We start from the raw sequence: 25,289 nt of genomic DNA, 5'->3' as shown, positions 1-25,289 counted from the left end.
CATGTTTGATTTTTTTGGTAGCCAGTTTAGTAAGCTTAAAACAGGTTTAACAAAAACAAGGAACAATTTATCTAAGAAAATACAAGATTTAATCAGATTCAACAAAGAATTAAATAGTGAGTTTTATGAAGAGTTGGAAGAAATTCTTATACTGTCAGATGTAGGTGTTGATACTACTCAAAAGATAATAGAACAATTAAAAAAGGATATACGTTTAAGAGGCATTAAGACATCTGACGAGTGTAAACAACTTTTAAAAGAGATCCTTATACAATTTCTCATTGAAAATCAAGATGAATTTGTTATTACAAGTCCAACGGTTATTACAGTTGTGGGGGTAAATGGTGTAGGTAAAACTACCACCATAGCAAAACTAGCTTCAAAGTATAAGGCAGCAGGGAAAAAGATAATTTTGGCCGCTGGAGATACCTTTCGGGCAGCAGCGACTGAGCAGCTTGAGATATGGGGTCAAAGATTAAATGTTGATGTTATAAAGCACAAAGAGGGTTCAGACCCATCTGCTGTGATTTTTGATGCCATAAATGCATCCAAAGCAAGGGGGGCAGACATATTAATATGTGATACTGCCGGCAGGCTTCATACAAAAACAAATCTGATGAATGAGCTTAGTAAGATAAAGAAGGTAATCGATAGAGAATATGTAGATGCACAGAAAGAGGTTTTCCTTGTATTGGACGCCACAACAGGTCAAAACGCCTTGCAACAGGTTAAAATTTTTAGAGAAGCGACTGACATAACAGGAATAGTACTCACGAAGCTGGATGGCACTGCAAAGGGTGGTATAGTTGTGGCAATCAAGAGTGAGTTCAAATTCCCAATAAGATATATAGGTATTGGAGAACAAGCCGATGATCTTCAAGAATTTAATGCCCAGGATTTTGTAAATGCACTCTTAGATTTTTGATGTTGACAAAAGCGTGGATTTATAATATTATCTTACTGTCAAGGTTATCACCTTAACAGGCGGTGAGACGATAATGAATGATAATCCTGGTCTTAAAAAATCTTCTGATATTAACGGAACGACAGAGATAAACATGCTATATGATTTTTACGGAGGATTATTATCTAAGAGGCAGGCAGATGTTATTGAACTATATTATGAGGAGAATCTTTCACTGGGCGAGATAGCAGAACAGCTTAAAATATCAAGACAGGCTGTATATGATACTTTAAAAAGAGGGGTTAAATTACTTAAAGGTTATGAAGATACGCTAAATCTTGTTAAAAAGTATGAAAGGGAAAAAGAGATCTATAAATCTATACTGCTATTATTAAACACCTTGGAGGTTCAACTTGTCAGTAATACCGGGGATAAGGAAAACTTTATTAATATACTGGAGAACATAAAAGACCGGATTGAAGATATAATTAATAATTAGTTTGGGAGTGAAACAACAATGGCTTTTGAGAGCTTAGCATCAAAACTGCAGGAAACCTTCAAGAAATTACGGAGCAAGGGTAAACTTACAGAAAAAGATGTCAAAGAGGCTATGAAGGATGTGAAAATAGCTCTCCTTGAAGCTGATGTCAATTATAAAGTAGTTAAAGATTTCATTAATAAAGTTAATGAAAAAGCTGTAGGCCAGGAGGTGTTAGAAAGTCTGACACCGGGGCAGCAGGTAATAAAAATTGTACATAATGAACTTGTAGAATTAATGGGAAAAACCAATACCCATATAAATTTTGCATCCAAACCCCCTACTGTAATTATGTTTGTAGGATTACAGGGGTCTGGTAAAACTACTACCTGTGGAAAACTTGCTGCAAATATAAAAAAACAGGGCAAGAGGCCCCTTCTGGTTGCGGCAGATGTATATAGACCCGCTGCAATAAAACAACTCCAGGTTTTGGGCCAGAATTTGGATGTTCCAGTCTTCACGATGGGTAATAATATTAATCCAGTGGACATATGCAAGAATTCAATCAATGAGGCTGGAAGAATTGGCTCTGACGTTATAATTATAGATACTGCAGGTAGACTTCATATAGACGATGAAATGATGAACGAGTTAAAAGAAATAAAAGAAGCTGTTAAACCTCATGAAGTTTTACTTGTAGTGGATGCCATGACCGGTCAGGATGCAGTAAACGTGGCACAGAACTTTAATGAACAGATTGGGATAGATGGTTTAATACTTACAAAGCTCGATGGTGATACAAGGGGCGGGGCTGCACTTTCAATACGTGCTGTCACGGGCAAACCTATTAAGTTTGTAGGAACTGGTGAAAAAATGGATGCACTGGAGCCGTTCCATCCCGACAGGCTGGCTTCAAGAATACTTGGAATGGGCGATGTTTTAAGCCTAATAGAAAAGGCCCAAGAAAATTATGATATTAAGAAGGCTGAAGAACTTCAAGAGAAACTATTAAAACAACAGTTTACTCTGGAAGATTTCTTGGATCAATTGCAGCAGATAAAAAGAATGGGGCCATTAAGCCAGTTGGTGGAGATGATTCCGGGATTATCACCCAAACAACTTGCGGGTGTTAACATTAATGATAGAGATGTTTCTAAAATAGAAGCCATAATAAATTCCATGACAAAGGCAGAAAGAAAAGATCCATCAATAATTAATGGGAGCAGGAGAAAAAGAATTGCAATGGGTAGTGGCACTTCTATTCAAGATGTCAACAGATTGTTAAAAGAGTTCAGTGAAACTAAAAAGATGATGAAAATGTTTGGAAGTGCAGATAGCATCAAAAAAGGTAAGTTAAAATTGCCATTTATGCATTGAAAGGAGGTGAGAAACTTGGCTGTAAGGATACGTTTAAGGAGGATGGGGGCAAAAAAGAAACCATTTTATCGTGTAGTGGTAGCAGACTCCAGGTCTCCAAGAGATGGTAGGTTTATAGAAGAAATTGGTTATTATAATCCCATTTCAGAACCAGAGGAGGTAAAGATAGATTCTGAAAAAGCCATATCCTGGTTAAAAAAAGGTGCTCAACCATCAGACACCGTAAAATACCTGTTAAAGAAGAGTGGCGTATATGACCTGTATCTAAAAAACTCATAAGGAGAAAGGGTTGGTATGAAAATGAGCGAGTTAGTTGAAATTATTGCTAAAGCTTTAGTAGATAATCCGGATCAGGTTGAGGTAAAAGAGGTAGAAGGCGAACAATCAGTAATTATAGAACTCAAAGTTGCTCCGGAGGATATGGGCAAAGTTATAGGGAAACAGGGAAGAATTGCAAAAGCTATCAGGACTGTGATAAAAGCAGCCGCTTCTAAAGAGCACAAACGTGTAATGGTTGAGATAATATAGGTGGTGGAATGCTGGATTATCTGATAATCGGGAAAATAGTTGGCACAAAGGGTCTGGCAGGAGAGGTCAAAGTCTATCCTATGACACAATACCTTGAAAGATTTGATGACCTTGAGTTTGTTTATGTAGAATTTGATGGGCGAAAAGAGCGATACGACATTGAGCATGTGAGTTACAGCAAAAAAATTGTGGTAATAAAATTTATAGGAATTGACAGTATAGAAGCAGCACAAAAATTATGTGGTAATTATTTGTATGTGGATAGAGCTCATGCCATTAAATTAACCAAAGATGAATACTTTTTAAGTGATATAATTGGATTGAAAGTATATGATATAGATAATAATTACCTTGGTATAATTAAAGAGATATATACACCAGGAAGCAATGATGTATATGAAATTGTCAATCAGAATGGTGATACAATATTGATTCCAGCAATAGCAAACGTAATAAAGGAAATAAATCTTGACGGTGGATACATGATTGTGGAACTTCTTGAGGGGCTGATGGGATGAAATTTGATATTTTGACCTTGTTTCCAGAGATGTTTAGCTCTGTTTTTTCCTATGGAATTATAAAGAGGGCAATTGATAATAACCTGATTGACATTAATCTTCATAATATAAGAGACTTTAGTGAAGATAAATTTGGCAGGGTTGACGATTATCCTTATGGTGGCGGGCCTGGTATGGTTTTAAGGCCAGAACCATTATACAGGGCAATTAAAAGTTTAAACCTTGACAATGAGGTGCCGATTATATATCTGAGCCCTTCAGGGATTCCTTTTAACCAACAGAAGGCGAAAGAACTTGCGACAAAAAAACATATTGTCATTGTCTCAGGTCATTATGAAGGTATTGATGAAAGGATAATAACAACATGTATTACTGAAGAAATATCAATAGGGGATTATATTTTAAATGGTGGAGAAATTGCAGCTATGGTAGTCATAGATGCTGTAGCAAGGCTTTTACCTGGGGTTTTGGGCAACTTAGCATCCACTGAGGAGGAAAGTTTTAACAATTATTTACTTGAGTATCCCCAATATACCAGACCTGCAGTTTTTAATGGTATCTCCGTACCCGAGGTTTTGTTATCAGGTAACCATGCGTTGATTAAAGAATGGAGAAGAAAAAAATCATTGGAAAAGACATTTTATAATAGACCAGATCTGCTTGAAAAAGCTGTGCTTGATGATAGTGATAAAGCTTTTATTGAGTCATTAAGACGGTTAGAAAGGAGGGACAAGGATGAACATCATAAATGAAATAGAAAAAGAACAAATGCGCACGGATCTTCCTCAATTCAATGTTGGCGATACAATCAGGGTGAATTATAGAGTTGTGGAAGGTAACAAGGAAAGGATTCAGCCTTATGAGGGCGTAGTTATAAAGAAGCAGCATGGAGGATTGAATGAGACTTTTACCGTAAGAAAGATTTCATATGGTATAGGAGTGGAGAGAACATTTCCTATGCACTCTCCTTTAATTGATAGCATCGAGATCATAAAAAAGGGTAAGGTTAGGAGAGCCAAACTTTATTATTTAAGGAGTAAGGTTGGCAAAGCCTCTAAAATAAAAGAAATATAATTTTTGGGGACGTTTTCGTCCCTAAATTTATAGGGAGATCTTGGTATGGACAAAAAAACTATGAATGAGGTATTAAGCTGGATTGAGGTTATAGTTGTAGCTTTTGTTATAGCTTTTTTAATCAGGGGATTTATATTTGAACCGATTACTGTAAATGGAGATTCTATGATACCTACACTTCATAACGGCGATGACCTGATAGTGTTTAAATTGCCTTATAGGTTTTCTCCTCCAAAATATGGGGATATAATAGTTTTTAAATATCCGTCGGATCCAAGATATCATTATATTAAAAGAGTTATTGGACTCCCTGGAGACAGCATTGAGATAAAAGATGGGGAGGTATATGTTAACGGTAAAAAGTTAATTGAACCTTATATTAATGAAAAGACACTTATGGATTTTAAGTTAGATAAGGTCCCTGATGATACTGTTTTTGTTTTGGGTGACAATAGAAACTGGAGTAGGGATAGTCGTTATCCGGATGTTGGTCCTGTTCCGTTTAAAAATATTATTGGTAAGGCTACTATAAGGATATGGCCATTAAATAAATTTGGACTGTTGAGGTAATATGATATGGTTATAAATTGGTATCCTGGTCATATGGCAAAAGCAAAAAGGCAGATAACAGAGCAACTCAAGCTTATAGATGTAGTGATTGAGGTATTAGATGCCAGAATACCATATAGCAGCAGAAATCCAGATATTTCATCTTTTGTAAAAGATAAGCATCATATCATTGTGTTAAACAAAGCAGATCTGGCTGATTGCACCATTACTGATGAATGGGAGAAAATGTATAAAGATAAATATGGAATTGAGGCAGTTTCTGTAAATGCGGTAAACGGGGATGGTATAAAAGGGCTGTTACAATATCTAAGGGAGGTAAGAGATGAGATATCAGGGATTAGAGCAAAGAAGGGCCTGCTGGCAAGACCGGTAAGGGTAATGGTGCTGGGAATACCCAATGTTGGGAAGTCAAAACTGATCAACAGAATAGCAGGTATAAACAAGGCACGGGTGGAAAACAGGCCAGGAGTGACCCATTCGCTTTCGTGGTTGCGTTTAAAAAATAATATTGAGTTAATGGATACACCTGGCCTGTTGTGGCCCAAACAAAATGATAGAAATGTGGGCATAAATCTTGCACTGACCGGTACAATAAATCCCAATATAGTAGATGTTTATGAGCTTTCATTGCATCTTATCAATAAACTTTTGGAGATAAAACCTGCGGCATTTGTGGACCGTTACGCAGTAAGTGATAGTAAAGTACCTGAAGATGTCTTTTTTGATATAGCAGATAAACGTGGATGTAAATTGAAAGGCGGCGAGATAGATTTCGAGAGGACGTCCAAGTTGATTCTTAATGATTTTCAAACGGGAAAGCTCGGCAGGATTTCGTTAGAAAGGCCGGAGTGGTTTTGAATGAAGATAAATCCGTACGTGATTATTTCAAATAAAGAAATTAATAGAACCTTCTTGGCTGGAATAGAATTTGGTCAACCTATAAAAGGTCAGATTATTTCAAACGATGGTGGTAATTTTTTGAAGTTTAATGGGCATATGATTAGATTGAGCCAGATTGATAATTTTTTGAATACTGATAAAGTGGATATCATCTTTTATCCTATAGCCTTAGTTGATAACAAACTTTATATTAAAATTATCGATTTATATAAAAATGGACGGTACGTCCCATCATCTATAGATGAAGTGGAAATAGCTAAAAAAATGCTTGAAAAGATGGGACTGGAGGACAATAAGGATAACCTGAGATTTATGCTTAAGATATTTCATATGAAACTTTTGAGTGACAATTATCTATCTTTGAATAAAGAACAGATGGAGTTACTTGAACGGCTTGCTTCTCATTTTTCTATATATCAGACCGGTTATGCAGATGGTCTTCCTGCTTCACTGATAAAAGTAGAGGGATATGTTAATGGAAAGGCAGCTAATGCTGAAAATGATAATGTTTTTAAACTTGTTATAGTGTATAACTCTGATATGCTTGGAAACATAAGCATACGGATGAGGTATAATAAAATGGCAAAGATTATAGACATGGAATTTTATACTGAAAAATCAGCAACCTTAGACTTGTTATTTAAAAACCGCAGTGAGATAAGAAATTGCTTAAAGAGAATTGGCTTAGGAACAAGGTTGCACTTTATAAAGGGGAGTATATCAGCTGATATTTTTGGCTATCCATTGGGTGGTAATTTTAGTGAGAGGGTTTAGGTATGGGTATAAATTTTAAAAAGGCTGTTGCACTTAAATATAGGGCTGAACTACCTGCACCGGTAGTAATAGCAAAGGGCAGGGGAAGTGTTGCTGATAGGATTATTGAAGAGGCAAATAAAAATAATATACACATCATAGAAAACCAGGACCTTACAGATCTTTTAATGAAGGTTGATGTTGGCAATTACATTCCACCTGAACTTTATAAAGCAGTGGCTGAGATATTGGTGTATATAAAGAAAATTGAAGAAGAGGTATAGAATATGTTATCTAAGGTTAAATCTTTCGCCTTGCTTGGGGTAAATGGCTATATGGTGAGTGTAGAGACTGATATATCCAATGGTTTACCTGGCACTGACATAGTTGGCCTTGCAGACACGGCAGTAAAGGAAGCAAGGGAACGTGTGAAATCGGCAGTCAAGAATAGTGGTTTTGAGTTTCCGGCATCCAAGATTGTGATAAATCTGGCACCTGCTAATACAAGAAAGGATGGTGCCTCCCTTGATTTACCAATAGCAATAGGTATATTAACTGCAATGGGGAGAATAACACAGGATAGGGTAGATGAGTACATATTTATAGGTGAACTGTCTCTTGATGGCACATTAAGATGGGTGCCAGGAATTTTGCCTATGGTCCTTGAAGCATATGAACTTGGCTATAGAGACTTCATAATTCCTTATGAAAATGCTCCTGAAGCTGCTGTTGTAACTGGTATCAATGTCTGGCCGTTTAAGAATTTAAGGGAAATTTATGAATTTTTATCTGGTAAACTTATTTGTGAGAGGTATTTAAATAATAAAAGTAAAGACAGTGATACTTACTATGATGTTGATTTTAATGAGGTGAGGGGTCAGGAACTGGCTAAAAGAGGTCTTGAAATAGCTGCAGCAGGTAGCCACAATTTGATGATGATTGGCTCACCTGGCACGGGGAAAACAATGCTTGCGAGAAGGTTGCCAACTATTTTGCCGGACCTTACATTTGAGGAATCCATTGAGGTTACTAGGATATATAGTGCTGCTGGTCTTCTCAAGGGCCAGTCTTTAGTTAAGGCCAGGCCATTCAGGGCACCTCATCACACAGTGTCGGCTACATCTCTCATAGGTGGAGGTTCCTATCCGAAACCTGGGGAGGTCAGTCTTGCCCACCATGGTGTGCTATTTTTGGATGAAATGCCAGAGTTTAAAAGGGATGCCTTAGAGGCATTGAGGCAACCTATGGAGGATGGCATAGTTACTATTTCAAGGGTGAATGCCACAATCAGTTATCCTGCGAATTTTTTACTTCTGGGTTCAGCCAATCCAACACCCTGCGGTTATTATCCCGGTGATCCATATCACATGTGCAGGTGTACGCCATTGGAAATAAAAAGATATCAAAATAAAATATCAGGACCGATCAGGGATAGGATTGATATATATGTGGATGTTGACTCAGTTGAATTTGATAATCTCTCGAGCAATGGCCAGGTTGAATCTTCAAGAGAAATAAAAACAAGGGTTGACAAGGCCAGGGCTGTGCAGCTTGAAAGATACAAAGGTTTAAATATATTTAATAATTCTCAGCTAAAAACATCAATGTTATCAATATATTGTAAGTTAGACAATAACTGTAAAAAATTAATGAAGGATGCCTATGAGAGTTTTCATCTTTCAGCAAGGTCGTACAACAGGATATTAAAAGTTGCAAGGACAATAGCGGATTTAGATGGTTCGGATGATATTAAAGATATTCATATATTAGAAGCCCTCGGGTTTAGAGAGGCCAGGCCTGTATCTATATACTAAAAGGCATTAACTATCTGTTTTATTTCCTTAACATTAAAATTACCATCTAAAATTATTTCAATAACGTCAAAACGGATTCCATTAAATCGGGGTTTATTTTGATGAATAAATACAATTGCAGTATTCTTTATATGGGTCTGTTTAAAGCGTGTAACTGACTCTGCCGGTGTTCCATAGCTTGTGCCTCTCCTTGTTTTAACCTCATAAAAAACAAGTATACCTTTATCAAGGCCTATAATATCTATTTCTCCCGACCTAACTCTATAATTTTTACTAATGATATTAACCCCATGTTTTATCAGATATTCAGCAGCAAAATTTTCACCCATATTTCCTATCTGCCTTTTATTCATTCAGCTCACCTACAAATTTTTTGCAAAAACTCAGTCTATGAATATCGCAAAGACCATAATATTTAATTGCCTCTATGTGTTCTCTGGTACCATAGCCCTTATTTTTTTCAAACCCATAATGCTTATAAATATTTGAATAACCTGTCATTATTCTGTCTCTGATAACCTTAGCAACAATAGAAGCGCATGCAATATTGTAAGATAGACAATCTCCTTTAATGATTGATGTTTGAGGTATATCAAGTGAATCAAGTCTTTCAGCATCAATGAGGAGATGTTCAGGACATACCTTTAAATTCTGTACTGCCTTTTTCATAGAAAACCTTGTGGCATTTAATATGTTGACAGAATCAATAACTTTTTCATCTACTATGCCAATTCCATAACTTATACATTCATTTAATATCAACTCAAAGAGAGTTTCCCTTTTCCTGGCTGTTAACTTTTTAGAATCATTTACTCCCTCAATATAACTTTCATAAGGCATAATAATGCAGCAAGCCACCACTGGCCCGGCCAATGGACCTCTCCCAACCTCATCAATTCCTCCTATATACCTGATACCATTTTCAACTAACTTTTTCTCGTATGCCTTTAATTTAGTAAGTCTTTCATACTCTATATTGTTCATTTGATTCACCCAATTATATAATTCTACACAAACTTTAATTTTCCTTTATTGCATATGTAACATTACTTGTGCTAATATATGAAAGAAGTTTATCAAGATTCAGAAGGTGGTTAAACTGGATAAATCATGGATAAAACTAAGCCTTGTTCCTCAAGTTGGCCCTCAAAGGTTCTTTGACCTTATAGAATATTTTGGATCAGCAGAGGAAGTATTTAAAACAGATCGACATGAACTGAAAAATATTGGATCATTAAATGACAACCTAATAGAAGAAATCCAAAAATGCAGAGATATAGATATCGATGTTTATATTAACAAAGTAACTTCTATGGGCATAAAACTAATAACATATAATGATAACGAATATCCAAATAACTTAAAAAATATTCACTATCCACCACCTGTATTGTATTTGAAGGGGAATGTGGAACTGTTAGACGGTATGAATATAGCCATAGTGGGGTCAAGAAACTGCTCATATTATGGTAGCCAGATTGCTTATAATTTCGCAGCTCGGCTTGCTGCTGCCGGTTTTACAATAGTAAGCGGTATGGCCCGTGGTATTGATTCAATGGCCCATCAAGGGGCAATATCTGCTAATGGTAAAACCATAGCAGTAGTTGGATCAGGACTTGATATCATTTATCCACGCGAGAATAAAGAATTATACAGGACGATAGCAAAAAGTGGTGCATTGGTAAGTGAATTTCCCCTTGGTACAGAACCATTAAAACAAAACTTTCCAAGACGTAATAGAATTATAAGCGGTCTTAGTGTGGGCGTCCTGGTAGTTGAAGCGGGTGTAAGAAGTGGTTCACTGATTACTGCTGGTTTTGCTCTTGAACAAGGCAAAGATGTCTTTGCTATCCCAGGCAATATCAATTATGAGTCAAGTATGGGTACTAATAACCTTATAAAAGAAGGAGCTAAACTGGTCACATCTGTTAATGACATAATAGAGGAATATGAATTACGAATAGATTTAAAGGAAAAAATAGAGAATCAAAGAGTAAATAATCTTTCTGAAGGTTATAAAAAAATTTTAGACTATATTGACGATAAGCCAATAAGCATTAATAGTATATCAAATATATCCGGTGTTAGTATCAATGAATTAATAGCTGTATTAAATAAATTGGTTTTATTAGGTTATATTAAAGAGCTTCCAGGGAAGTTCTATGTTAAGGTTTAGGAGTGATGTTATGGGCAAAACTCTTGTTATTGTTGAATCTCCATCAAAAGCAAAGACGATAAGCAAATTTCTGGGTAAAAATTATCATGTTGAGGCTACAGCAGGACACGTAAAAGACTTGCCAAAAAGTCAGCTTGGCGTTGATATAGAGAATGATTTTACACCAAGGTATATAACTATACGTGGCAAGGGATCTATTATAGAAAAAATTAAAAAAGAAGCCAAAAAAGCCGATAGTATATTGCTAGCTACCGATCCTGACCGTGAAGGAGAGGCAATATCGTGGCATATTTCCAACATATTGAATATGGACGATAATAAAGATTGCCGAATTGAGTTCCATGAGATTACAAAGGATGCAATAAAGAATGCAATAAAAGCTCCGAGAAGAATAAATCAAAATCTTGTTAATGCTCAGCAAGCTAGAAGAATACTTGACAGATTAGTTGGATATAAAATAAGTCCATTGTTATGGGACAAAGTCAAATACGGCCTAAGTGCTGGCAGGGTCCAGTCTGTTGCAGTGAGGATAATATGTGACAGAGAGGAGGAAATAAATAATTTTAAACCGGAAGAATATTGGACTTTAGCTGCAATTTTAATTGACAACAATGGAAGAATGGTTCAAGCAAACTTTTATGGAGATGAAAAGGGTAGAATAGAATTAAAAAATAAGGACATGGTGGATGATATTTTAAACCAGATAGAAGGCAAGGATCTTTATACAGTTTCAGTAAAAAAAGGGCAAAAGAAAAAGAATCCACCTCTTGCTTTTACTACCAGTACCCTTCAGCAGGAAGCATATAAAAGGCTTGGTTTTACTGCGAAGAAAACCATGGCATTAGCACAGCAACTTTACGAAGGGGTGGAGGTTGCAGGAGAAGGGGCCGTAGGCCTGTTAACATATATAAGAACTGATTCTACTCGTATCGCAGATGAAGCAAAAAATGAAGCAAAGAAATATATATTGGAAATTTATGGGGACAACTATCTGGGTGATACAAAAATTGTAAAATCAAAAACAAAGATTCAAGATGCCCATGAGGGTATAAGGCCTACCTCTATATATAGAACGCCTGAGAAGATAGCTACGTCACTTTCTAAGGATCAATACAAGTTATACAAGCTTATCTGGGAAAGATTTTTAGCAAGTCAGATGTCTCCGGCAGTATACAATACCGTGACAGTCGATCTAAAATGTGAAGGTTATATATTTAAGGCGTCAGGCTCTATGCTTATTTTTCCCGGTTATCTTGTAGCATATAGTGATGAAGAAGATGAAAACAGTGAATATCCAGAATTTAGTGAAGGCAGTATTTTAAAAGTGATATCTTATGACCCAAAGCAACACTTTACTCAACCACCCCCAAGATATACAGAGGCATCTCTCATAAAAGCTCTGGAAGATAATGGGATTGGCAGGCCGAGCACTTATGCTCCAATTATCAGTACAATACAGGAGCGGGGTTATGTGAAAAAAGAAAAGAAGTATCTTGTTCCGACTGAATTGGGGTTTATTGTAACAGACATTATGAAGAACTATTTCAAAGATATTGTTGACATTGAATTTACTGCTGAATTGGAGTCAAAACTTGACCAAATAGAAGAAGGCAATATAGAATGGGTGGAAATTGTAAGAGAATTTTACGAAGAGTTTAATAAAGCCTTGGAATATGCTAAGGAGAAAATGGGGAATGTGACGCTGGAGGAAGAGGTCTCGGATGTTATATGCGAGAGGTGTGGAAGAAACATGGTTATCAAGCATGGAAGATATGGAAAGTTTCTTGCATGCCCTGGTTATCCAGAGTGTAAAAATACAAAACCATATTTTGAAAAGATAGGTATTAAATGCCCAGTGTGTGGCGGTGAAATAGTGAAAAAGCAGAGCAAAAAAGGCAGACCTTACTATGGATGTATAAATAATCCTGAGTGCGGTTTTATGACATGGGATAAACCTATAGATAAAATTTGTCCAATATGTGGAAGTATACTTGTTGAAAAAAAGCGGGGTGGAAAGAACTATTTTAAATGTTCAGACAAATCCTGTAAATACAGTGAAGTGTAATATAGAAAGTATAATTTTTCCAGTTATATAAAATATAAATAAAATTTAGAATGGTTTCTTGCAATTAATTTGATTTTGTGTTAATATTATTAACGCAAGACGATAGGGGGTCTAAATCTTGATTAAAGGAACCACGATTGTTGCAGTCAAGCAAAAGAATGAGGTAGCAATAGCTGGTGATGGTCAGGTGACCATGGGGGAGAATGCCATAATAAAACAGACTGCTAAAAAGGTCAGAAAGATATACAATAATTCTGTCCTCGTTGGTTTTGCGGGTTCTGTAGCAGATGCATTAACCCTTTCTGAAAAATTTGAAGAAAAATTAGAGCAATACAGTGGAAATTTAAAGAGGGCAGCGATGGAATTGGCAAAGGATTGGCGTAGGGACAAGGTCTTTAGAAAATTAGAAGCTCTAATGATTGTGGCAGATAAGGAAACCCTTTTAGTAATCTCCGGGAATGGTGAGGTGATCGAACCTGATGATGACGTAATTGCTATAGGCTCTGGTGGTTTCTATGCACTTGCTGCGGCGAAAGCTTTGAAACTTAATACTGATCTATCTGCCAGAGATATTGCCTATAAGGCAATGGAAATAGCTGCTTCCATTTGTGTTTATACAAACAACAATATTGTTTTGGAAGAGCTATAGGGGGGGATATAATGGAGTACTTTACACCCAAAGAGATAGTAAAAGAACTGGACAAATATGTAGTTGGACAGGCAGATGCTAAGAAAGCAGTAGCTGTTGCATTGAGGAATAGATACAGAAGAAGCAGGCTCTCTCAAGAGATGATGCAGGAGGTAACACCTAAGAATATTTTAATGATAGGTCCAACTGGTGTTGGAAAAACTGAAATAGCAAGAAGGCTTGCAAGACTTTTGAATGCCCCGTTTGTGAAGGTTGAAGCGACAAAGTATACTGAGGTAGGTTATGTAGGCAGAGATGTAGAATCTATGGTAAGGGACCTTGTTGAGGAAGCAGTACGCATCGTAAAAGATGCAAAATATAAAGAGGTAGAAGCAAAAGCTGCGGAAATGACAGAGGGTTTACTGGTGGACTATCTCATGCCTGGCAAGAAAAAAACGGGTGTAAAAAATCCAATGGAATTTCTATTAAATATGGATTTTAATTCTCAGGAAAAGGTGGAAGAACCTGGATTGGCAGAAAAGAAGCAACAGCTGTTGCAAAAACTGAGAAATGGTGAGCTTGAGGACGCAACAATTGAGATTGAGGTTGAAGAGGCATTTAACCCTATGGTACAGATGTTTTCAGGTTCTGATGAGCTTAACATCAACTTTCAAGATATATTTTCAAACTTAATGCCAAAAAAGAGAAAAATGAGAAAAACTACGGTAAAAGAAGCAAGAGAGATACTCAAACAGCAAGAGGCAGAGAAACTTATTGATATGGATGAGGTGGTTAATGAGGCCATCAAAAAAGCTGAAAATGAGGGGATTATTTTCATTGATGAAATTGATAAAATAACAGGTAGTTATCAAGGTGAAGGCCCTGATGTTTCACGGGAAGGGGTACAAAGAGACCTTCTACCAATAGTAGAGGGGACTACAGTTATGACTAAGTATGGCCCTATAAAGACGGACTATATTCTCTTTATTGGGGCTGGTGCATTTAATGTTGGCAAGGTTAGTGATCTGATACCTGAGCTTCAGGGTAGATTTCCTATCCATGTTCAGCTACAAAGTCTTAACAAAGACGATTTTAAAAGGATACTTACAGAACCACAAAATGCAATAGTAAAGCAGTATAAAGAGCTGTTAAAGACAGAGGGAATTGATGTAGAATTTTCTGAAAGTGCAATTGATGAAATAGCTAAAATAGCAGCGGATATGAATGAGGAATCAGAAAATATTGGAGCCAGAAGGCTTCATACTGTAATGGAGAAGTTATTGGATGACCTTCTCTTTGAGGCTCCAGACTGTGAAGATCATATTTTAATTGATGACAGCTATGTAAAGAATAAATTAAAGGACAGCGTCAGGTATTATGATATTAAAAAATATATAATTTAACAGGTAGGAGGATTTAATATGAGTTTGCTTGAAAAAACGAGAAAATTAAACAAGATACTTCAAACATCTGCTGGACAGGCAGTGGACTTTGACGATATCGCTAAGATCCTGAGTGAAGTTTTAAGTTCAAATGTTTACATTGGTAGCAGAAAGGGGAAAGTGCTTGGTTATGCCCTAATGGAGGGGTTTAAGTGCAATGTTATAGAAGAGAATATTATTCAGGATAAAATGTTTCCTGAAGACTATAATGATGAGCTTATGGATGTTGATGATACAAAAGCAAATGTGCCTATGACAGATAAGAATTGTGTTTTTACTGATGATAAAATATGTGAATATGATGATAAAATTACCACTATTGTTCCTATAAATGGTGGCGGTGAAAGACTGGGAACGCTTGTGCTTGCAAGATTTGGAGAGAAATTTAATGATGATGACCTTGTTCTTGCAGAGTATGGGGCTACAGTTGTAGGGATGGAGATATTGAGAGCTCATAATGAAGAAATAGAAGACGAGGCAAGGAAGCGTGCTGTTGTTCAAATGGCTATTGGTACATTATCATATTCTGAATTGGAAGCCATTCAGCATATTTTTGAAGAATTAAATGGAAAAGAGGGGCTTCTTGTAGCAAGCAAAATAGCGGATAAGGTTGGTATAACCAGGTCCGTTATTGTAAATGCGTTGAGAAAATTTGAGAGTGCAGGTGTGATTGAGTCAAGGTCACTTGGAATGAAAGGGACATATATTAAGATTTTAAACGATAAACTTCTAGAAGAATTGGAAAAGATTAAGTAAAAATAAAAATATAGTATAATTTATAAACTTAAATTAAAGAGCCTTTGAAAAAAAGGCTCTTTAATTTAAGTCTTTTGACCTATTGTAGAAATTTGTTAAAGATTGTATTATAATGAAGAAAACAGAAATTATTCTCTTGTATCAAGAGGAAAATTGGTTTTTTTGTCGAATAGTTGAATAAAAGGAGTATAGTATTAAAGGGTGGGACTTATGATGGATGAAAATTTCTCTGTTTCATTAAACCTCATGAAAAGAGCTTTAGATACATATTGGCTTAGGAATTCACTTATTTCCAACAATATAGCCAACGTTGATACTCCAAATTATAAAAGATATGATGTCGATTTTTCTAAGGTCTTTGATGCCGCCACGACTATGAGACTTAAAACAACAGATGATAGACATATAGATACCTATGCAAATGCAGAAGAAAATGGGGTAATTGTTAGAGATAATAGTACTTCTCAAAGATTGGATGGAAATAATGTCGATATTGATGAGGAGATGTCTCTTCTGGCACAAAACACATTGTTGTACAATTCTCTTGTCCAGCAGCTTGGTAATGAGTACAGAAGAATAAGACTTGCAATTAACGAGGGGAGAGGATAAGCATGGGCATGTTTGACACCATAAATATCAGTGCCAGTGGTCTTACAGCTGAAAGGTTAAGGATGGATATTATAGCTGATAATATTGCCAATGCTAACGTGACACGAACCCAAGACGGTGGACCATATAGAAGGAAAATAGCTATATTTTCAGAAAAAGACAATTTTTCGGGAATACTTAATGAAGAGATGAATGGGTTTTCTAAGGGCGGCGTAGAAGTGAAGGAAATAGCTGAAGATCAAAGTCCATTTAAGCTTGTGTATCAGCCTGGACATCCGGATGCACGGGCTGATGGATATGTGGAGTATCCCAATGTGGATGTAGTATTAGAAATGGTGGACCTGATTTCTGCCAGTAGGGCATATGAGGCGAACATGACTGTCATAAATGACACTAAAAATATGTTGGTAAAGACCCTTGATCTTGCAAAATAGGGGAGGTGGATTAAATGGTTAATCCAATCAATTCAATTGACGATATGAGCACTTTATTAACACAAAAAAACTCTGTTAGTGATAACAGTTTTGCTGATATCTTGAAAGATGCTGTCAAGAAAGTAAATGAACTTCAAAATAAGGCTTTAGATAGTGACTTGCGTTTAAGCATGGGTGATGCAGGTCAACTGCATGATGTAATGATTGACAGCGTTAAGGCCGATCTGGCGCTTGAACTTACTATTGCCATTCGTAATAAAGCTCTGGAGGCTTACCAGGAAATAATGAGAATGCAGGTTTGAAAGGACGAAATATAGATGGCAGAAGGTCTTAAGAAAATCTCTGATAGAATAAATGAATTCTGGGCAAGCCTTAACAAAGAACAAAGAATCAGGATAATAGTCTCTTTTGTTGTTTTATTAGTTGCTATTACTCTGCTTGTGTATTTCTTAAATAAACCATCCTATGTACTTTTATTTAGTGGCCTGAGTTCAAAGGATGCTGGTAAGGTTGTTGAAGCTCTTGAAAATGATTATAAGGTGCCTTATAGACTTGAAAATGGTGGTACGACAATATATGTTCCTAAAGAATATCGGGACAAGTTGCGCATAGAGCTTTCTTCCAGTGGCCTGCTTGATGACGGTTTTACAATTGATGACGCATTTGCTGGAAACTTGAGTACCACTGATATGGAAAGACAGAAAAAGTACCAGTATTTTCTTCAGAAAGAGATTGAAAATGCCATTAAAAGTCTGGATAATGTTCAGGATGCATATGTGGTATTGTCCATACCAGATGAACAACCATGGGCACTAAATACAGACACAAAGGCAGCTACGGCAGCCATAAGAATAGATATGGCACCTGGTACAACCATATCTCAGGAACAGGTTAACGGCATTATACAGTTTGCTACTAAAAGTGTGGCTGGCTTAAAGCCAGAGAACGTAACGGTTATTGATAACAGGGGGAATATCCTGTCTTATGATACAGGTGATTTGACGGGGACCGTAAACAGCCAAATGAACTTAAGGCGTGAGGTTGAAGAAACCCTGAAGAAAAACCTACAGAGTATGCTTGAAAAAATTTATGGTCCGGGCAATGTAATTGTGAACGTATCAGCTCCATTGGATTTTGACTACGATAAGACAGTCAAAACCACATACGAACCTAATTCCAATGAAAACGGTGATGTAATAAATGCTAATAGTGCCATACGAAGTTATCAACAGTTAAAGGAAAGTTCTACAGGTCAGAATGCAGGAGGAGCAGCAGGAACAAGCTCAAATGTAGCTTCAACATATCCTGCTGGTAATAACAATACTTCTAGCTCAGATAGGGAAACTACAACAATAAACTATGAATTGAACGAGATAAAAAATGAATTTGTTAAGGCTCAAGGTCAGATTGATACAGATAATATATCTGTGTCTGTGGCCATAAATCCACCAAAAGATGAAAATGGCCAACCAGTTGCTATTGATGAAGGGTCAATTAGAAACCTGATTAAAAATTCTGTAGGCCTTACCGGAGATCCTGAACAAAACATAACGATTATAGCCCAAGCATTCGATCAGTCTTTGCAAGAAGAAATGCAAAATGCTATGAATGAAAGTAATAGACAGCAGCAGACTCGGATGTATATAATCTTAGGATTGATCGCAGCAGCCATTGTTGGTGGCCTCCTTATAGGAAGAAGATTATTAATCTCAAGGAAAGGTACTGTGGTTGAACCTGTTAGCCCGGTGGCACAGCCGATGCCAATTGAAGAAATAGTCGTCAAAGAAAATGAGAATGATCCGAAAAAGCAGATCGAGAGGTTGATAAAGCAGAAGCCCGATGTGGTGGCACAGCTTATCAGGACGTGGCTCAATGAAGAGTAGGAGTGGTACATGTGGCAAAGACAAGGACTGGCTTGAGTGGTAAGGAGAAAGCTGCTATGCTTCTCATAGCGCTGGGCCCAGAGGCATCAGCCCAGGTAATGAAACATTTAAGAGAAGACGAGATTGAGGAGTTAACACTGGAAATTGCAAATATTAACAAAGTGGATCCTGAAGACAAAAAGAAGATAATAGACGAATTTTATCAGCTGTGTGTGGCACAGGAGTATATATCTGAGGGTGGTATTGAATATGCCCGAGAGGTCCTTGAAAAGGCACTGGGCACGCAGAGGGCAATTGAGATAATAAATAGCCTTACTACCAGCCTCCAGGTGAAGCCTTTTGATTTTGTTAGGAAGACTGACCCCTCACAGGTGTTGAACTTTATACAGAATGAACATCCACAGACCATAGCTCTGGTGCTGTCCTATTTAAGGCCGGACCAAGCAGCTGTTATCCTTTCTGCGCTTCCACAGGATAGGCAGGTAGATGTGGCAAAAAGAATTGCCAGATTGAATAGTGCTTCACCGGAGGTAATCAAAGAGGTAGAAAGAATTTTGGAGAAAAAACTATCCACACTGGTTTCACAGGACTATACAACAACGGGTGGTATTCAAACAATTGTGGATATTTTGAATGCTTCAGACAGGAGTACTGAGAAAAATATTTTAGATAACCTTGAGGTTAATGACGTGGAACTGGCTGAAGAGATAAAAAAACGTATGTTTGTGTTTGAGGACATTGTACATCTGGACAACAGGTCTATACAGCGAGTATTGAGAGAAGTAGATAATCATGACCTTGCCCTTGCACTTAAAGGCGCCAGTGAAGATGTTGCTAAGGTGTTATATGCCAATATATCGAAGAGGCTGGCAGAGATGATCCAGGAAGATATACAATACATGGGCCCAGTACGTTTGCGGGATGTGGAAGAGGCTCAGCAGCGGATTGTAAATATCATACGTTCACTGGAAGATGCTGGTGAAATCATTATCTCAAGAGGTGGAGGCGATGAGATAATTGTCTAAGGTATTTAAAGGGGCACAAGTAATAATTGACAGTGAGTATGATTTAAGCATAATACCGTTTGATATGTTCCCATCTTCTGCAAAACAATTAACGACTATCGAAAAAGAACAACAAGATTTTGATGAATTATATGAAAAATTTATGAAAAGGGTTGAAGCAGAAAAAGCGGATATACTGAAAATGGCAAGACAAGAAGCTGAACAAATTAAGAAAGAGGCCTATGATGAGGGGAAAAACCAGGGATATAAGGCAGGGTATGCAGAGGGTAAAAAAGATGCTTATAAAGAGTATGAATTAAAATTATCAGAGATTAATGCAATAAAGGATGAAATTATAAAAGAAAAAGAGAAGTTGTATGATATTGTTGAAGAGGATGCAATAAATTTAGTCGTAAAAATATGCGAAAAGGTGCTTTGCGATGATATTGGAAATTTAAAAGACTCCATATCAAAAAGGGTAGTCGGGGCTTTAAAGGAAATGAAAAACAGCAAAGTTATCAATGTTAGGGTAAGCTACGATGATGCTGAAACTTTGAAAGGACAATTCAGTGAAGAATTCAAGATAATACCAGAACTTAGATTATCAAAGGGTGACTTTATAATAGAGACACCTAATGGACTTATAGATTATTCCATGGTAAATATGGTGAATAAAATAAAGGATATTTTAATTGAGGTTTTGAAAAATGGTAAACCTAGATAAATATTTTACAGCAGTTGAGACCACACCGTTTTATACCATAAAGGGAGTAACAAAGGACGTAATAGGCCTTACAATAGTTTCTCAAGGGCCATCTGCTAAAGTTGGAGATGTTTGTGATGTGTTTTCATTAAACGGTGAGAGAGCGATTCCGGCTGAGGTTGTAGGTTTTAAGGATGGAAATACAATTTTAATGCCGTTAGGGGAGATGGATGGCATAGGACCTGGTTCTGAAGTGATTGCAAGAAATTTACCATTGACTGTTGGAGTAAGTGAAAAAATGCTTGGGAGGATTCTGGATGGTCTTGGTAGACCTATAGATGGAAATGGAGACATCTACTATACCGACTATTACCCTATTCAAAATCATGCACCCCGACCTTTGGAGCGTGAAAGGATAAATAAACCACTTACTGTTGGAATTAAAGCGATTGATGGATTGCTTACAGTTGGTAAAGGGCAAAGGATAGGAATATTTGCCGGGAGTGGTGTGGGCAAAAGCACTCTTTTAGGAATGATGGCAAGAAATACTAAAGCTGACATCAATGTAATTGCTCTCATTGGTGAGAGAGGGAGGGAGGTCAAAGATTTTATTGAACGGGACCTGGGTGAGGATGGGTTGAAGAGGTCCGTCTTAGTAGTTGCAACTTCTGATGAACCTGCACTAATTAGAGTTAAAGGGGCATATGTAGCTACAGCTATTGCTGAGTATTTTCGTGACATGGGTTTTGATGTCCTTTTCATGATGGATTCAGTGACACGATTTGCTATGGCACAGAGAGAAGTTGGTTTGGCCATAGGTGAGCCACCTGTGTCGAGGGGGTATACTCCATCGGTATTTTCGAATCTTCCGAAGTTGTTAGAAAGAGCTGGCAATCTCAAGCGTGGCTCTATTACAGGTTTTTATACTGTGCTGGTGGATGGAGACGACCTCAATGAGCCTGTAACCGATGCATGTCGCAGTATTTTAGATGGACATATTGTTTTATCAAGGCAGCTTGCAAATCAGAATCACTATCCGGCCATCGATGTATTGGCCAGTGTAAGCAGGGTGATGAATGACATTGTGACTGATGAACATAAGAGGATTGCTGGTGAGATTAAGGATAGTATGGCTGCATACAAGGAGGCAGAAGACATAATCAATATTGGTATGTATAATGCTGGCTCAAATAAAAGGATTGATCGGGCAATATACCTGCATGATAAAATTGAAAGCTTCCTAAGACAGGGAGCAGAAGAAAATTTTAGTTTTGATACCACATTTAGTTTACTAAAAGCGTTGGTTTTAGAATAAAGAGTGTTAGAAGATGAAAAAATTTAGATTTAATCTCGAATCAGTGTTGAAGATAAAAGGGCAAGAAAAGAACATAAAGAGAGAAGAATTGACAAAAGAAATAAATAAGTTGAGGGAAAGCCAGGATATGCTGTCTAATATAATTCAAGAAATTTATCGTTATTCGGATTTTTGTATTAAGATTGGTGAAAATGTCATCACAGTGTGGAATTATAAGTTTTATAAGAATTATCTTATCAATCTAAATGCTATAAAAGTTGATCTTGATAGGAAAAAGGCTGAGCAAGAAAAGATAGTAAGAAAAAAACAGGAAGAATATTTAAGGCTTAAAAGGACGGTTGATGCCCTTGAGAAGATGAAAGCAGCTAAGCTACAGCAATACATTTCGGAGTTACAAAAAGAAGATTATACACTGATGGATAACCTGGCTTTGACAAATCACTTCAGGCAGGTGGGCAGTAATGATAGAGAAGGCTGAAATAAGGAAAAAAGGTAGCAAATTTCCAGTTATAATTACTTTAGTGGTTACTTTGCTGCTTAGTATACTTGTTTATTTTGGTTTCTTCACAAAATCACCTAATATAGTGAAGGATTTGTTAAAAGACATGCCAGTGGTTAACAATCTTATACAAGAGGCACCAAAGCAGAATCCAGCAGAAGACCTTTTGGCGCAAAGGGAAAAATCTTTAAACGCTTTAGAGGAGCAGTTACAGCAAAGGGAAGAGATACTCAATGAAAAAGAGGCAAAACTCAATCAAAAAGAGGCAATGCTAAATAATGCTGTCGGAACCACAAATACAAAGCAAAATTCCCAGTTCAATGATATAAAAAGCATATCAAATCTTTATAGTAAAATGAACTCACAAGCGGCAGCGAATGCTCTACTCAATCTAAAAGATGTTACTCTATCAGCGCAGATACTGATGAACATGAACCCAGATCTTGCTGCTAAAATAATGAACAATATGAATTCTCGAGATATTGTTAGTATTACAGAGGTTCTTGCACTTGGAGATGTAAAGAATATATCAAACCTTTATAGCAAAATGAACTCCCAAGTGGCAGCAAATGCTCTGGTTGATTTAAAAGACGTTACTCTATCAGCACAGATACTGATGAACATGAACCCAGATCTTGCTGCTAAAATAATGAACAATATGAATTCTAAGGACGCAGCAAGGATTACAAAGGCATTTTCACCAATGCAATAAATTATGGATTGAAAGGAGGTGAGCGCGTGAATGCGGCATTGCAAAATGTGAATATTTCTAACTTATTATTTCCTGAAAATAAATTAAAAGGTGGTGCTGAAAAAAATGATACCTTTAAAATAACTCTGGATAACATATTGAAGAAGATCATAAACGAGAATGATTTAAGTATTTTATCAGTACTTATTGGCTCAATCAATCCTGTTAATATTCTGCAAACCGATATAAATGGAACTGCCGAAAGTGAAAGTGTTAAACCATCAATGAGTTTAGATAACAATATGGAAAAACTCAACGTTAATTTGTCAAATTTATTAAAGACAGTTGAGTCTATACTTGATAAATTGACATTACCCAATGCCAATGGTGCAGATACCCAGGGTAAAATTGAGACAACTTTAGGGGTATTTCTGGACAAGAATGGTGCAGATACCCAGAGTAAAATTGAAACAGCTTTAGGGGTACTTCTGGATAAGAATGGTGCAGATACCCAGAGTAAAATTGAAACAGCTTTAGGGATACTCTTGGACAAGAACAAAGCGGCTGATGAAACAAAAATACAAAATATATCGCAAGATAAATTGCTAAAGCAAAACATAGACAGTATGGGACTCGTCTCAACTTCTGATGATGGGGTTAATATTGCGGATATGCAACAAATGGGTAATGACAAAGTTTCTGATACTTCAGGTGCTGTGGAGAATGGAGAACATGCGATTTTAAATGCTGAAAACAATAGTGAAGAGTTAGTCAATAAGAAACAGGAGTTTAGGCCTGGCCAATTTCAAAATGAATCCCAAAATGTAGACAGAATGATGGATTATTTTAGTGTTTCTCATATGTCTGATGCTGCCTTTAAATCAGAAAATGAATTAGCCGTACCTGACAAAGTCCAGACAGGTACGACCATAGAGAACATCTTTAGTCAGATTGTAGATGGGGTAAGGTTGATATTAAAAGACAGTGAGAAAAGTGAAGCTCTTATAAGCTTAAAGCCACCAAACCTTGGCAAGCTTGTCATGCAGATTGTAGTAGATAAAAATGTAATCACAGCAAAGATTACTACTCAGAACCAGGATGTAAAAAATATGATAGAAACAAACATAGACCAGCTTAAAAATTCACTAAATCAACAAGGTATACAGGTGGACAATCTTTCAGTATCAGTTGACAGCGGTGGATTATTCAATAATGGTCAGCATCGAACCCCTGAGAGGCGACATCAGATATTTTTTACAAATGTCGAACAGGAGTATAAGGATTATGAATTTGTATCATTTATCAATAAGGAGCATGTAGATTGCATTGTGTGAGGTGAAACTAATGCAGCAGGTCAGTATGAATGTGGAAAATTTTCTCGTAGAGCCGACAAAAGATGTCAAGAGCAATGACACCCTTGACAAAGAAGCATTTTTAAACCTTCTTATAACGCAACTTAAAAATCAGGATCCATTGCAACCTATGGATGACCAAGAATTTATTGCTCAGATTGCTCAGTTTAGTACTCTGGAAAGTGTTCAGAATGTATATTCTGGAGTAAACCAATTAAAAGCAATAGATCTTATTGGCAAGAGTATATCTGCCAATTCATCTTCAGGAGATGATACAATATCTGGAATTGTGCAGGGCATACGGGTAGACAAGGGAAACGCATATATAATAGTCAACGGTATCGATATTCCAATAGATAATGTCATAACGGTAGCACCTTCAGAGTGAGGTGGTCTAAAATGATTATAAATAAAATATTACCTGAACAGTTAACAGGGCCAGTCAAAAGTGAAAACCATGAAGCTAAAGATAATTCTTTCAAAAAAGTTTTAGATGAAGAATTAAAAACTACAGAATATCTTAATTTTTCGAAGCATGCCAGCGAAAGGATAGAAGGCAGAAACATCTATCTTTCGCAAGATGACATCAATAAATTGAGTTCTGCTGTGAAAAAGGCTCAGGATAAAGGCATAAAGAACTCGCTTGTGCTCATGGACGATCGTGCCTTTATAGTCAACATAAAGTCAAGGACGGTTATTACGGCCGTAGATGGACAACATTTAAAGGAAAATGTATTTACCAATATAGACGGTGCTGTGATAGTATAGCTGGACCCTTTATGGGAGGCTAAGGCCTGGATTTACTGAAAGGTCTCA

32 protein-coding genes are annotated in these 25,289 nt (G+C 36.8%); 30 read left to right on the top strand and 2 right to left on the bottom strand.

What is annotated here, in order from left to right; all coding sequences use genetic code 11:
* Nucleotide 1 precedes the first annotated feature (1 nt).
* The 13 genes from ftsY (at nucleotide 2) to FWJ32_RS00325 (ending at nucleotide 8,916) form a co-directional block, all read left to right on the top strand.
* Complete coding sequence (ftsY, locus tag FWJ32_RS00385; protein ID WP_149543997.1) at nucleotides 2-925, top strand: signal recognition particle-docking protein FtsY; 924 nt, start codon at nucleotides 2-4, stop codon at nucleotides 923-925.
* 73 nt (nucleotides 926-998) lie between these two features.
* Nucleotides 999-1,403: a YlxM family DNA-binding protein gene (ylxM, locus tag FWJ32_RS00380; RefSeq protein WP_149543996.1), complete on the top strand. Its 405-nt coding sequence runs from the start codon at nucleotides 999-1,001 to the stop codon at nucleotides 1,401-1,403.
* A gap of 18 nt (nucleotides 1,404-1,421) precedes the next feature.
* A complete protein-coding gene (ffh, locus tag FWJ32_RS00375; RefSeq protein ID WP_149543995.1) occupies nucleotides 1,422-2,759 on the top strand; it encodes a signal recognition particle protein in 1,338 nt (445 codons plus the stop codon).
* A 15-nt stretch (nucleotides 2,760-2,774) separates the two neighbouring features.
* A complete protein-coding gene (rpsP, locus tag FWJ32_RS00370; protein ID WP_149543994.1) occupies nucleotides 2,775-3,038 on the top strand; it encodes a 30S ribosomal protein S16 in 264 nt (87 codons plus the stop codon).
* 21 nt (nucleotides 3,039-3,059) lie between these two features.
* Entirely contained in the window at nucleotides 3,060-3,287 is a 228-nt protein-coding gene (locus FWJ32_RS00365) for a KH domain-containing protein (RefSeq protein ID WP_149543993.1), read from the top strand.
* Nucleotides 3,288-3,295: 8 nt separating this feature from the next.
* Complete coding sequence (gene rimM, locus FWJ32_RS00360) at nucleotides 3,296-3,805, top strand: ribosome maturation factor RimM (protein WP_149543992.1); 510 nt, start codon at nucleotides 3,296-3,298, stop codon at nucleotides 3,803-3,805.
* A complete protein-coding gene (gene trmD, locus FWJ32_RS00355) occupies nucleotides 3,802-4,557 on the top strand; it encodes a tRNA (guanosine(37)-N1)-methyltransferase TrmD (protein WP_149543991.1) in 756 nt (251 codons plus the stop codon). The genes rimM and trmD overlap by 4 nt, the downstream gene beginning before the upstream one ends.
* On the top strand, nucleotides 4,541-4,879 hold the full coding sequence (rplS, locus tag FWJ32_RS00350) for a 50S ribosomal protein L19 (RefSeq protein WP_149543990.1): 339 nt from the start codon (nucleotides 4,541-4,543) through the stop codon (nucleotides 4,877-4,879). The genes trmD and rplS overlap by 17 nt, the downstream gene beginning before the upstream one ends.
* Nucleotides 4,880-4,939: 60 nt before the next feature.
* A complete protein-coding gene (gene lepB / locus FWJ32_RS00345; protein ID WP_275266197.1) occupies nucleotides 4,940-5,449 on the top strand; it encodes a signal peptidase I in 510 nt (169 codons plus the stop codon).
* 6 nt (nucleotides 5,450-5,455) lie between these two features.
* Nucleotides 5,456-6,307 carry a ribosome biogenesis GTPase YlqF gene (gene ylqF / locus FWJ32_RS00340; protein ID WP_149543988.1) on the top strand — a complete coding sequence of 284 codons (852 nt, stop codon included), beginning with the start codon at nucleotides 5,456-5,458 and terminating at the stop codon, nucleotides 6,305-6,307.
* Complete coding sequence (locus FWJ32_RS00335; RefSeq protein WP_149543987.1) at nucleotides 6,308-7,123, top strand: hypothetical protein; 816 nt, start codon at nucleotides 6,308-6,310, stop codon at nucleotides 7,121-7,123. It abuts the gene before it with no gap.
* Between the two features lie 2 nt (nucleotides 7,124-7,125).
* Entirely contained in the window at nucleotides 7,126-7,386 is a 261-nt protein-coding gene (locus FWJ32_RS00330) for an EscU/YscU/HrcU family type III secretion system export apparatus switch protein (protein WP_149543986.1), read from the top strand.
* 3 nt (nucleotides 7,387-7,389) lie between these two features.
* Nucleotides 7,390-8,916 (top strand): YifB family Mg chelatase-like AAA ATPase, encoded by a 1,527-nt coding sequence (locus FWJ32_RS00325; RefSeq protein WP_149543985.1) that lies wholly within the window; start codon nucleotides 7,390-7,392, stop codon nucleotides 8,914-8,916.
* Here the strand turns inward: FWJ32_RS00325 and FWJ32_RS00320 are convergent.
* Complete coding sequence (locus FWJ32_RS00320; RefSeq protein ID WP_149543984.1) at nucleotides 8,913-9,269, bottom strand: YraN family protein; 357 nt, start codon at nucleotides 9,267-9,269, stop codon at nucleotides 8,913-8,915. The two genes, FWJ32_RS00325 and FWJ32_RS00320, sit on opposite strands and share 4 nt — an antisense overlap.
* Nucleotides 9,262-9,900 (bottom strand): ribonuclease HII, encoded by a 639-nt coding sequence (locus FWJ32_RS00315; RefSeq protein ID WP_149543983.1) that lies wholly within the window; start codon nucleotides 9,898-9,900, stop codon nucleotides 9,262-9,264. Before FWJ32_RS00315 ends, FWJ32_RS00320 begins: the two co-directional genes overlap by 8 nt.
* A gap of 106 nt (nucleotides 9,901-10,006) precedes the next feature.
* On the opposite strand from FWJ32_RS00315, the gene dprA reads away from it, so the two are divergent.
* The 17 genes from dprA to FWJ32_RS00230 all read left to right on the top strand — a co-directional run bounded on the left by dprA (nucleotide 10,007) and on the right by FWJ32_RS00230 (nucleotide 25,241).
* Entirely contained in the window at nucleotides 10,007-11,092 is a 1,086-nt protein-coding gene (gene dprA, locus FWJ32_RS00310; protein ID WP_238988748.1) for a DNA-processing protein DprA, read from the top strand.
* A gap of 10 nt (nucleotides 11,093-11,102) precedes the next feature.
* Nucleotides 11,103-13,157: a type I DNA topoisomerase gene (gene topA, locus FWJ32_RS00305; protein ID WP_149543982.1), complete on the top strand. Its 2,055-nt coding sequence runs from the start codon at nucleotides 11,103-11,105 to the stop codon at nucleotides 13,155-13,157.
* A gap of 118 nt (nucleotides 13,158-13,275) precedes the next feature.
* Complete coding sequence (gene hslV / locus FWJ32_RS00300) at nucleotides 13,276-13,806, top strand: ATP-dependent protease subunit HslV (protein WP_149543981.1); 531 nt, start codon at nucleotides 13,276-13,278, stop codon at nucleotides 13,804-13,806.
* Nucleotides 13,807-13,817: 11 nt separating this feature from the next.
* Entirely contained in the window at nucleotides 13,818-15,188 is a 1,371-nt protein-coding gene (gene hslU, locus FWJ32_RS00295) for an ATP-dependent protease ATPase subunit HslU (protein ID WP_149543980.1), read from the top strand.
* 18 nt (nucleotides 15,189-15,206) lie between these two features.
* Nucleotides 15,207-15,983 carry a GTP-sensing pleiotropic transcriptional regulator CodY gene (gene codY / locus FWJ32_RS00290; protein WP_149543979.1) on the top strand — a complete coding sequence of 259 codons (777 nt, stop codon included), beginning with the start codon at nucleotides 15,207-15,209 and terminating at the stop codon, nucleotides 15,981-15,983.
* Nucleotides 15,984-16,193: 210 nt separating this feature from the next.
* Nucleotides 16,194-16,592 carry a flagellar basal body rod protein FlgB gene (flgB, locus tag FWJ32_RS00285; RefSeq protein ID WP_149543978.1) on the top strand — a complete coding sequence of 133 codons (399 nt, stop codon included), beginning with the start codon at nucleotides 16,194-16,196 and terminating at the stop codon, nucleotides 16,590-16,592.
* A 2-nt stretch (nucleotides 16,593-16,594) separates the two neighbouring features.
* The gene (gene flgC / locus FWJ32_RS00280) at nucleotides 16,595-17,026 is read left to right on the top strand and encodes a flagellar basal body rod protein FlgC (protein ID WP_149543977.1); all 432 of its coding nucleotides are present in this window, start codon (nucleotides 16,595-16,597) and stop codon (nucleotides 17,024-17,026) included.
* Between the two features lie 14 nt (nucleotides 17,027-17,040).
* Nucleotides 17,041-17,328: a flagellar hook-basal body complex protein FliE gene (gene fliE / locus FWJ32_RS00275; protein ID WP_149543976.1), complete on the top strand. Its 288-nt coding sequence runs from the start codon at nucleotides 17,041-17,043 to the stop codon at nucleotides 17,326-17,328.
* Nucleotides 17,329-17,343: 15 nt separating this feature from the next.
* Nucleotides 17,344-18,909, top strand: coding sequence for a flagellar basal-body MS-ring/collar protein FliF (fliF, locus tag FWJ32_RS00270; RefSeq protein ID WP_149543975.1), 1,566 nt, complete (start codon nucleotides 17,344-17,346; stop codon nucleotides 18,907-18,909).
* Nucleotides 18,910-18,920: 11 nt separating this feature from the next.
* Entirely contained in the window at nucleotides 18,921-19,934 is a 1,014-nt protein-coding gene (gene fliG, locus FWJ32_RS00265) for a flagellar motor switch protein FliG (protein ID WP_275266196.1), read from the top strand.
* Nucleotides 19,927-20,637: a FliH/SctL family protein gene (locus tag FWJ32_RS00260; RefSeq protein ID WP_149543974.1), complete on the top strand. Its 711-nt coding sequence runs from the start codon at nucleotides 19,927-19,929 to the stop codon at nucleotides 20,635-20,637. The genes fliG and FWJ32_RS00260 overlap by 8 nt, the downstream gene beginning before the upstream one ends.
* Nucleotides 20,621-21,931 carry a flagellar protein export ATPase FliI gene (gene fliI / locus FWJ32_RS00255; protein WP_149543973.1) on the top strand — a complete coding sequence of 437 codons (1,311 nt, stop codon included), beginning with the start codon at nucleotides 20,621-20,623 and terminating at the stop codon, nucleotides 21,929-21,931. The genes FWJ32_RS00260 and fliI overlap by 17 nt, the downstream gene beginning before the upstream one ends.
* Before the next feature lie 13 nt (nucleotides 21,932-21,944).
* On the top strand, nucleotides 21,945-22,409 hold the full coding sequence (locus tag FWJ32_RS00250) for a flagellar export protein FliJ (protein WP_149543972.1): 465 nt from the start codon (nucleotides 21,945-21,947) through the stop codon (nucleotides 22,407-22,409).
* Nucleotides 22,393-23,142 carry a MotE family protein gene (locus FWJ32_RS00245; RefSeq protein WP_149543971.1) on the top strand — a complete coding sequence of 250 codons (750 nt, stop codon included), beginning with the start codon at nucleotides 22,393-22,395 and terminating at the stop codon, nucleotides 23,140-23,142. The genes FWJ32_RS00250 and FWJ32_RS00245 overlap by 17 nt, the downstream gene beginning before the upstream one ends.
* 26 nt (nucleotides 23,143-23,168) lie before the next feature.
* A complete protein-coding gene (locus FWJ32_RS00240; protein ID WP_149543970.1) occupies nucleotides 23,169-24,455 on the top strand; it encodes a flagellar hook-length control protein FliK in 1,287 nt (428 codons plus the stop codon).
* Between the two features lie 10 nt (nucleotides 24,456-24,465).
* Nucleotides 24,466-24,861 (top strand): flagellar hook capping FlgD N-terminal domain-containing protein, encoded by a 396-nt coding sequence (locus FWJ32_RS00235; RefSeq protein WP_238988747.1) that lies wholly within the window; start codon nucleotides 24,466-24,468, stop codon nucleotides 24,859-24,861.
* Nucleotides 24,862-24,872: 11 nt separating this feature from the next.
* Complete coding sequence (locus tag FWJ32_RS00230; protein WP_149543969.1) at nucleotides 24,873-25,241, top strand: TIGR02530 family flagellar biosynthesis protein; 369 nt, start codon at nucleotides 24,873-24,875, stop codon at nucleotides 25,239-25,241.
* The last annotated feature ends 48 nt before the right edge of the window (nucleotides 25,242-25,289 follow it).

It is taken from the genome of Calorimonas adulescens (assembly GCF_008274215.1).
Lineage (GTDB): Bacteria > Bacillota > Thermoanaerobacteria > Thermoanaerobacterales > UBA4877 > Calorimonas > Calorimonas adulescens.
The sequence above is the reverse complement of the archived record's forward strand: the minus strand, read 5'-3'. Positions and strand labels throughout refer to the sequence as shown.

Bases quoted from the DNA above. Each gene is read 5' to 3' on its own strand.
- FWJ32_RS00365 (WP_149543993.1), top strand. From the start codon at position 3,060: ATGAGCGAGTTAGTTGAAATTATTGCTAAAGCTTTAGTAGATAATCCG.
- fliI (WP_149543973.1), top strand. From the start codon at position 20,621: ATGGTAAACCTAGATAAATATTTTACAGCAGTTGAGACCACACCGTTT.
- rimM (WP_149543992.1), top strand. From the start codon at position 3,296: ATGCTGGATTATCTGATAATCGGGAAAATAGTTGGCACAAAGGGTCTG.
- FWJ32_RS00320 (WP_149543984.1), bottom strand. From the start codon at position 9,269: ATGAATAAAAGGCAGATAGGAAATATGGGTGAAAATTTTGCTGCTGAA.
- FWJ32_RS00315 (WP_149543983.1), bottom strand. From the start codon at position 9,900: ATGAACAATATAGAGTATGAAAGACTTACTAAATTAAAGGCATACGAG.
- codY (WP_149543979.1), top strand. From the start codon at position 15,207: ATGAGTTTGCTTGAAAAAACGAGAAAATTAAACAAGATACTTCAAACA.
- trmD (WP_149543991.1), top strand. From the start codon at position 3,802: ATGAAATTTGATATTTTGACCTTGTTTCCAGAGATGTTTAGCTCTGTT.
- flgC (WP_149543977.1), top strand. From the start codon at position 16,595: ATGGGCATGTTTGACACCATAAATATCAGTGCCAGTGGTCTTACAGCT.
- FWJ32_RS00325 (WP_149543985.1), top strand. From the start codon at position 7,390: ATGTTATCTAAGGTTAAATCTTTCGCCTTGCTTGGGGTAAATGGCTAT.
- ftsY (WP_149543997.1), top strand. From the start codon at position 2: ATGTTTGATTTTTTTGGTAGCCAGTTTAGTAAGCTTAAAACAGGTTTA.
- fliF (WP_149543975.1), top strand. From the start codon at position 17,344: ATGGCAGAAGGTCTTAAGAAAATCTCTGATAGAATAAATGAATTCTGG.
- FWJ32_RS00245 (WP_149543971.1), top strand. From the start codon at position 22,393: ATGATAGAGAAGGCTGAAATAAGGAAAAAAGGTAGCAAATTTCCAGTT.
- lepB (WP_275266197.1), top strand. From the start codon at position 4,940: ATGAATGAGGTATTAAGCTGGATTGAGGTTATAGTTGTAGCTTTTGTT.
- FWJ32_RS00330 (WP_149543986.1), top strand. From the start codon at position 7,126: ATGGGTATAAATTTTAAAAAGGCTGTTGCACTTAAATATAGGGCTGAA.
- ylxM (WP_149543996.1), top strand. From the start codon at position 999: ATGAATGATAATCCTGGTCTTAAAAAATCTTCTGATATTAACGGAACG.
- FWJ32_RS00250 (WP_149543972.1), top strand. From the start codon at position 21,945: ATGAAAAAATTTAGATTTAATCTCGAATCAGTGTTGAAGATAAAAGGG.
- fliE (WP_149543976.1), top strand. From the start codon at position 17,041: ATGGTTAATCCAATCAATTCAATTGACGATATGAGCACTTTATTAACA.
- topA (WP_149543982.1), top strand. From the start codon at position 11,103: ATGGGCAAAACTCTTGTTATTGTTGAATCTCCATCAAAAGCAAAGACG.
- FWJ32_RS00235 (WP_238988747.1), top strand. From the start codon at position 24,466: ATGCAGCAGGTCAGTATGAATGTGGAAAATTTTCTCGTAGAGCCGACA.
- FWJ32_RS00335 (WP_149543987.1), top strand. From the start codon at position 6,308: ATGAAGATAAATCCGTACGTGATTATTTCAAATAAAGAAATTAATAGA.
- ylqF (WP_149543988.1), top strand. From the start codon at position 5,456: ATGGTTATAAATTGGTATCCTGGTCATATGGCAAAAGCAAAAAGGCAG.
- hslU (WP_149543980.1), top strand. From the start codon at position 13,818: ATGGAGTACTTTACACCCAAAGAGATAGTAAAAGAACTGGACAAATAT.
- rplS (WP_149543990.1), top strand. From the start codon at position 4,541: ATGAACATCATAAATGAAATAGAAAAAGAACAAATGCGCACGGATCTT.
- FWJ32_RS00230 (WP_149543969.1), top strand. From the start codon at position 24,873: ATGATTATAAATAAAATATTACCTGAACAGTTAACAGGGCCAGTCAAA.
- flgB (WP_149543978.1), top strand. From the start codon at position 16,194: ATGATGGATGAAAATTTCTCTGTTTCATTAAACCTCATGAAAAGAGCT.
- ffh (WP_149543995.1), top strand. From the start codon at position 1,422: ATGGCTTTTGAGAGCTTAGCATCAAAACTGCAGGAAACCTTCAAGAAA.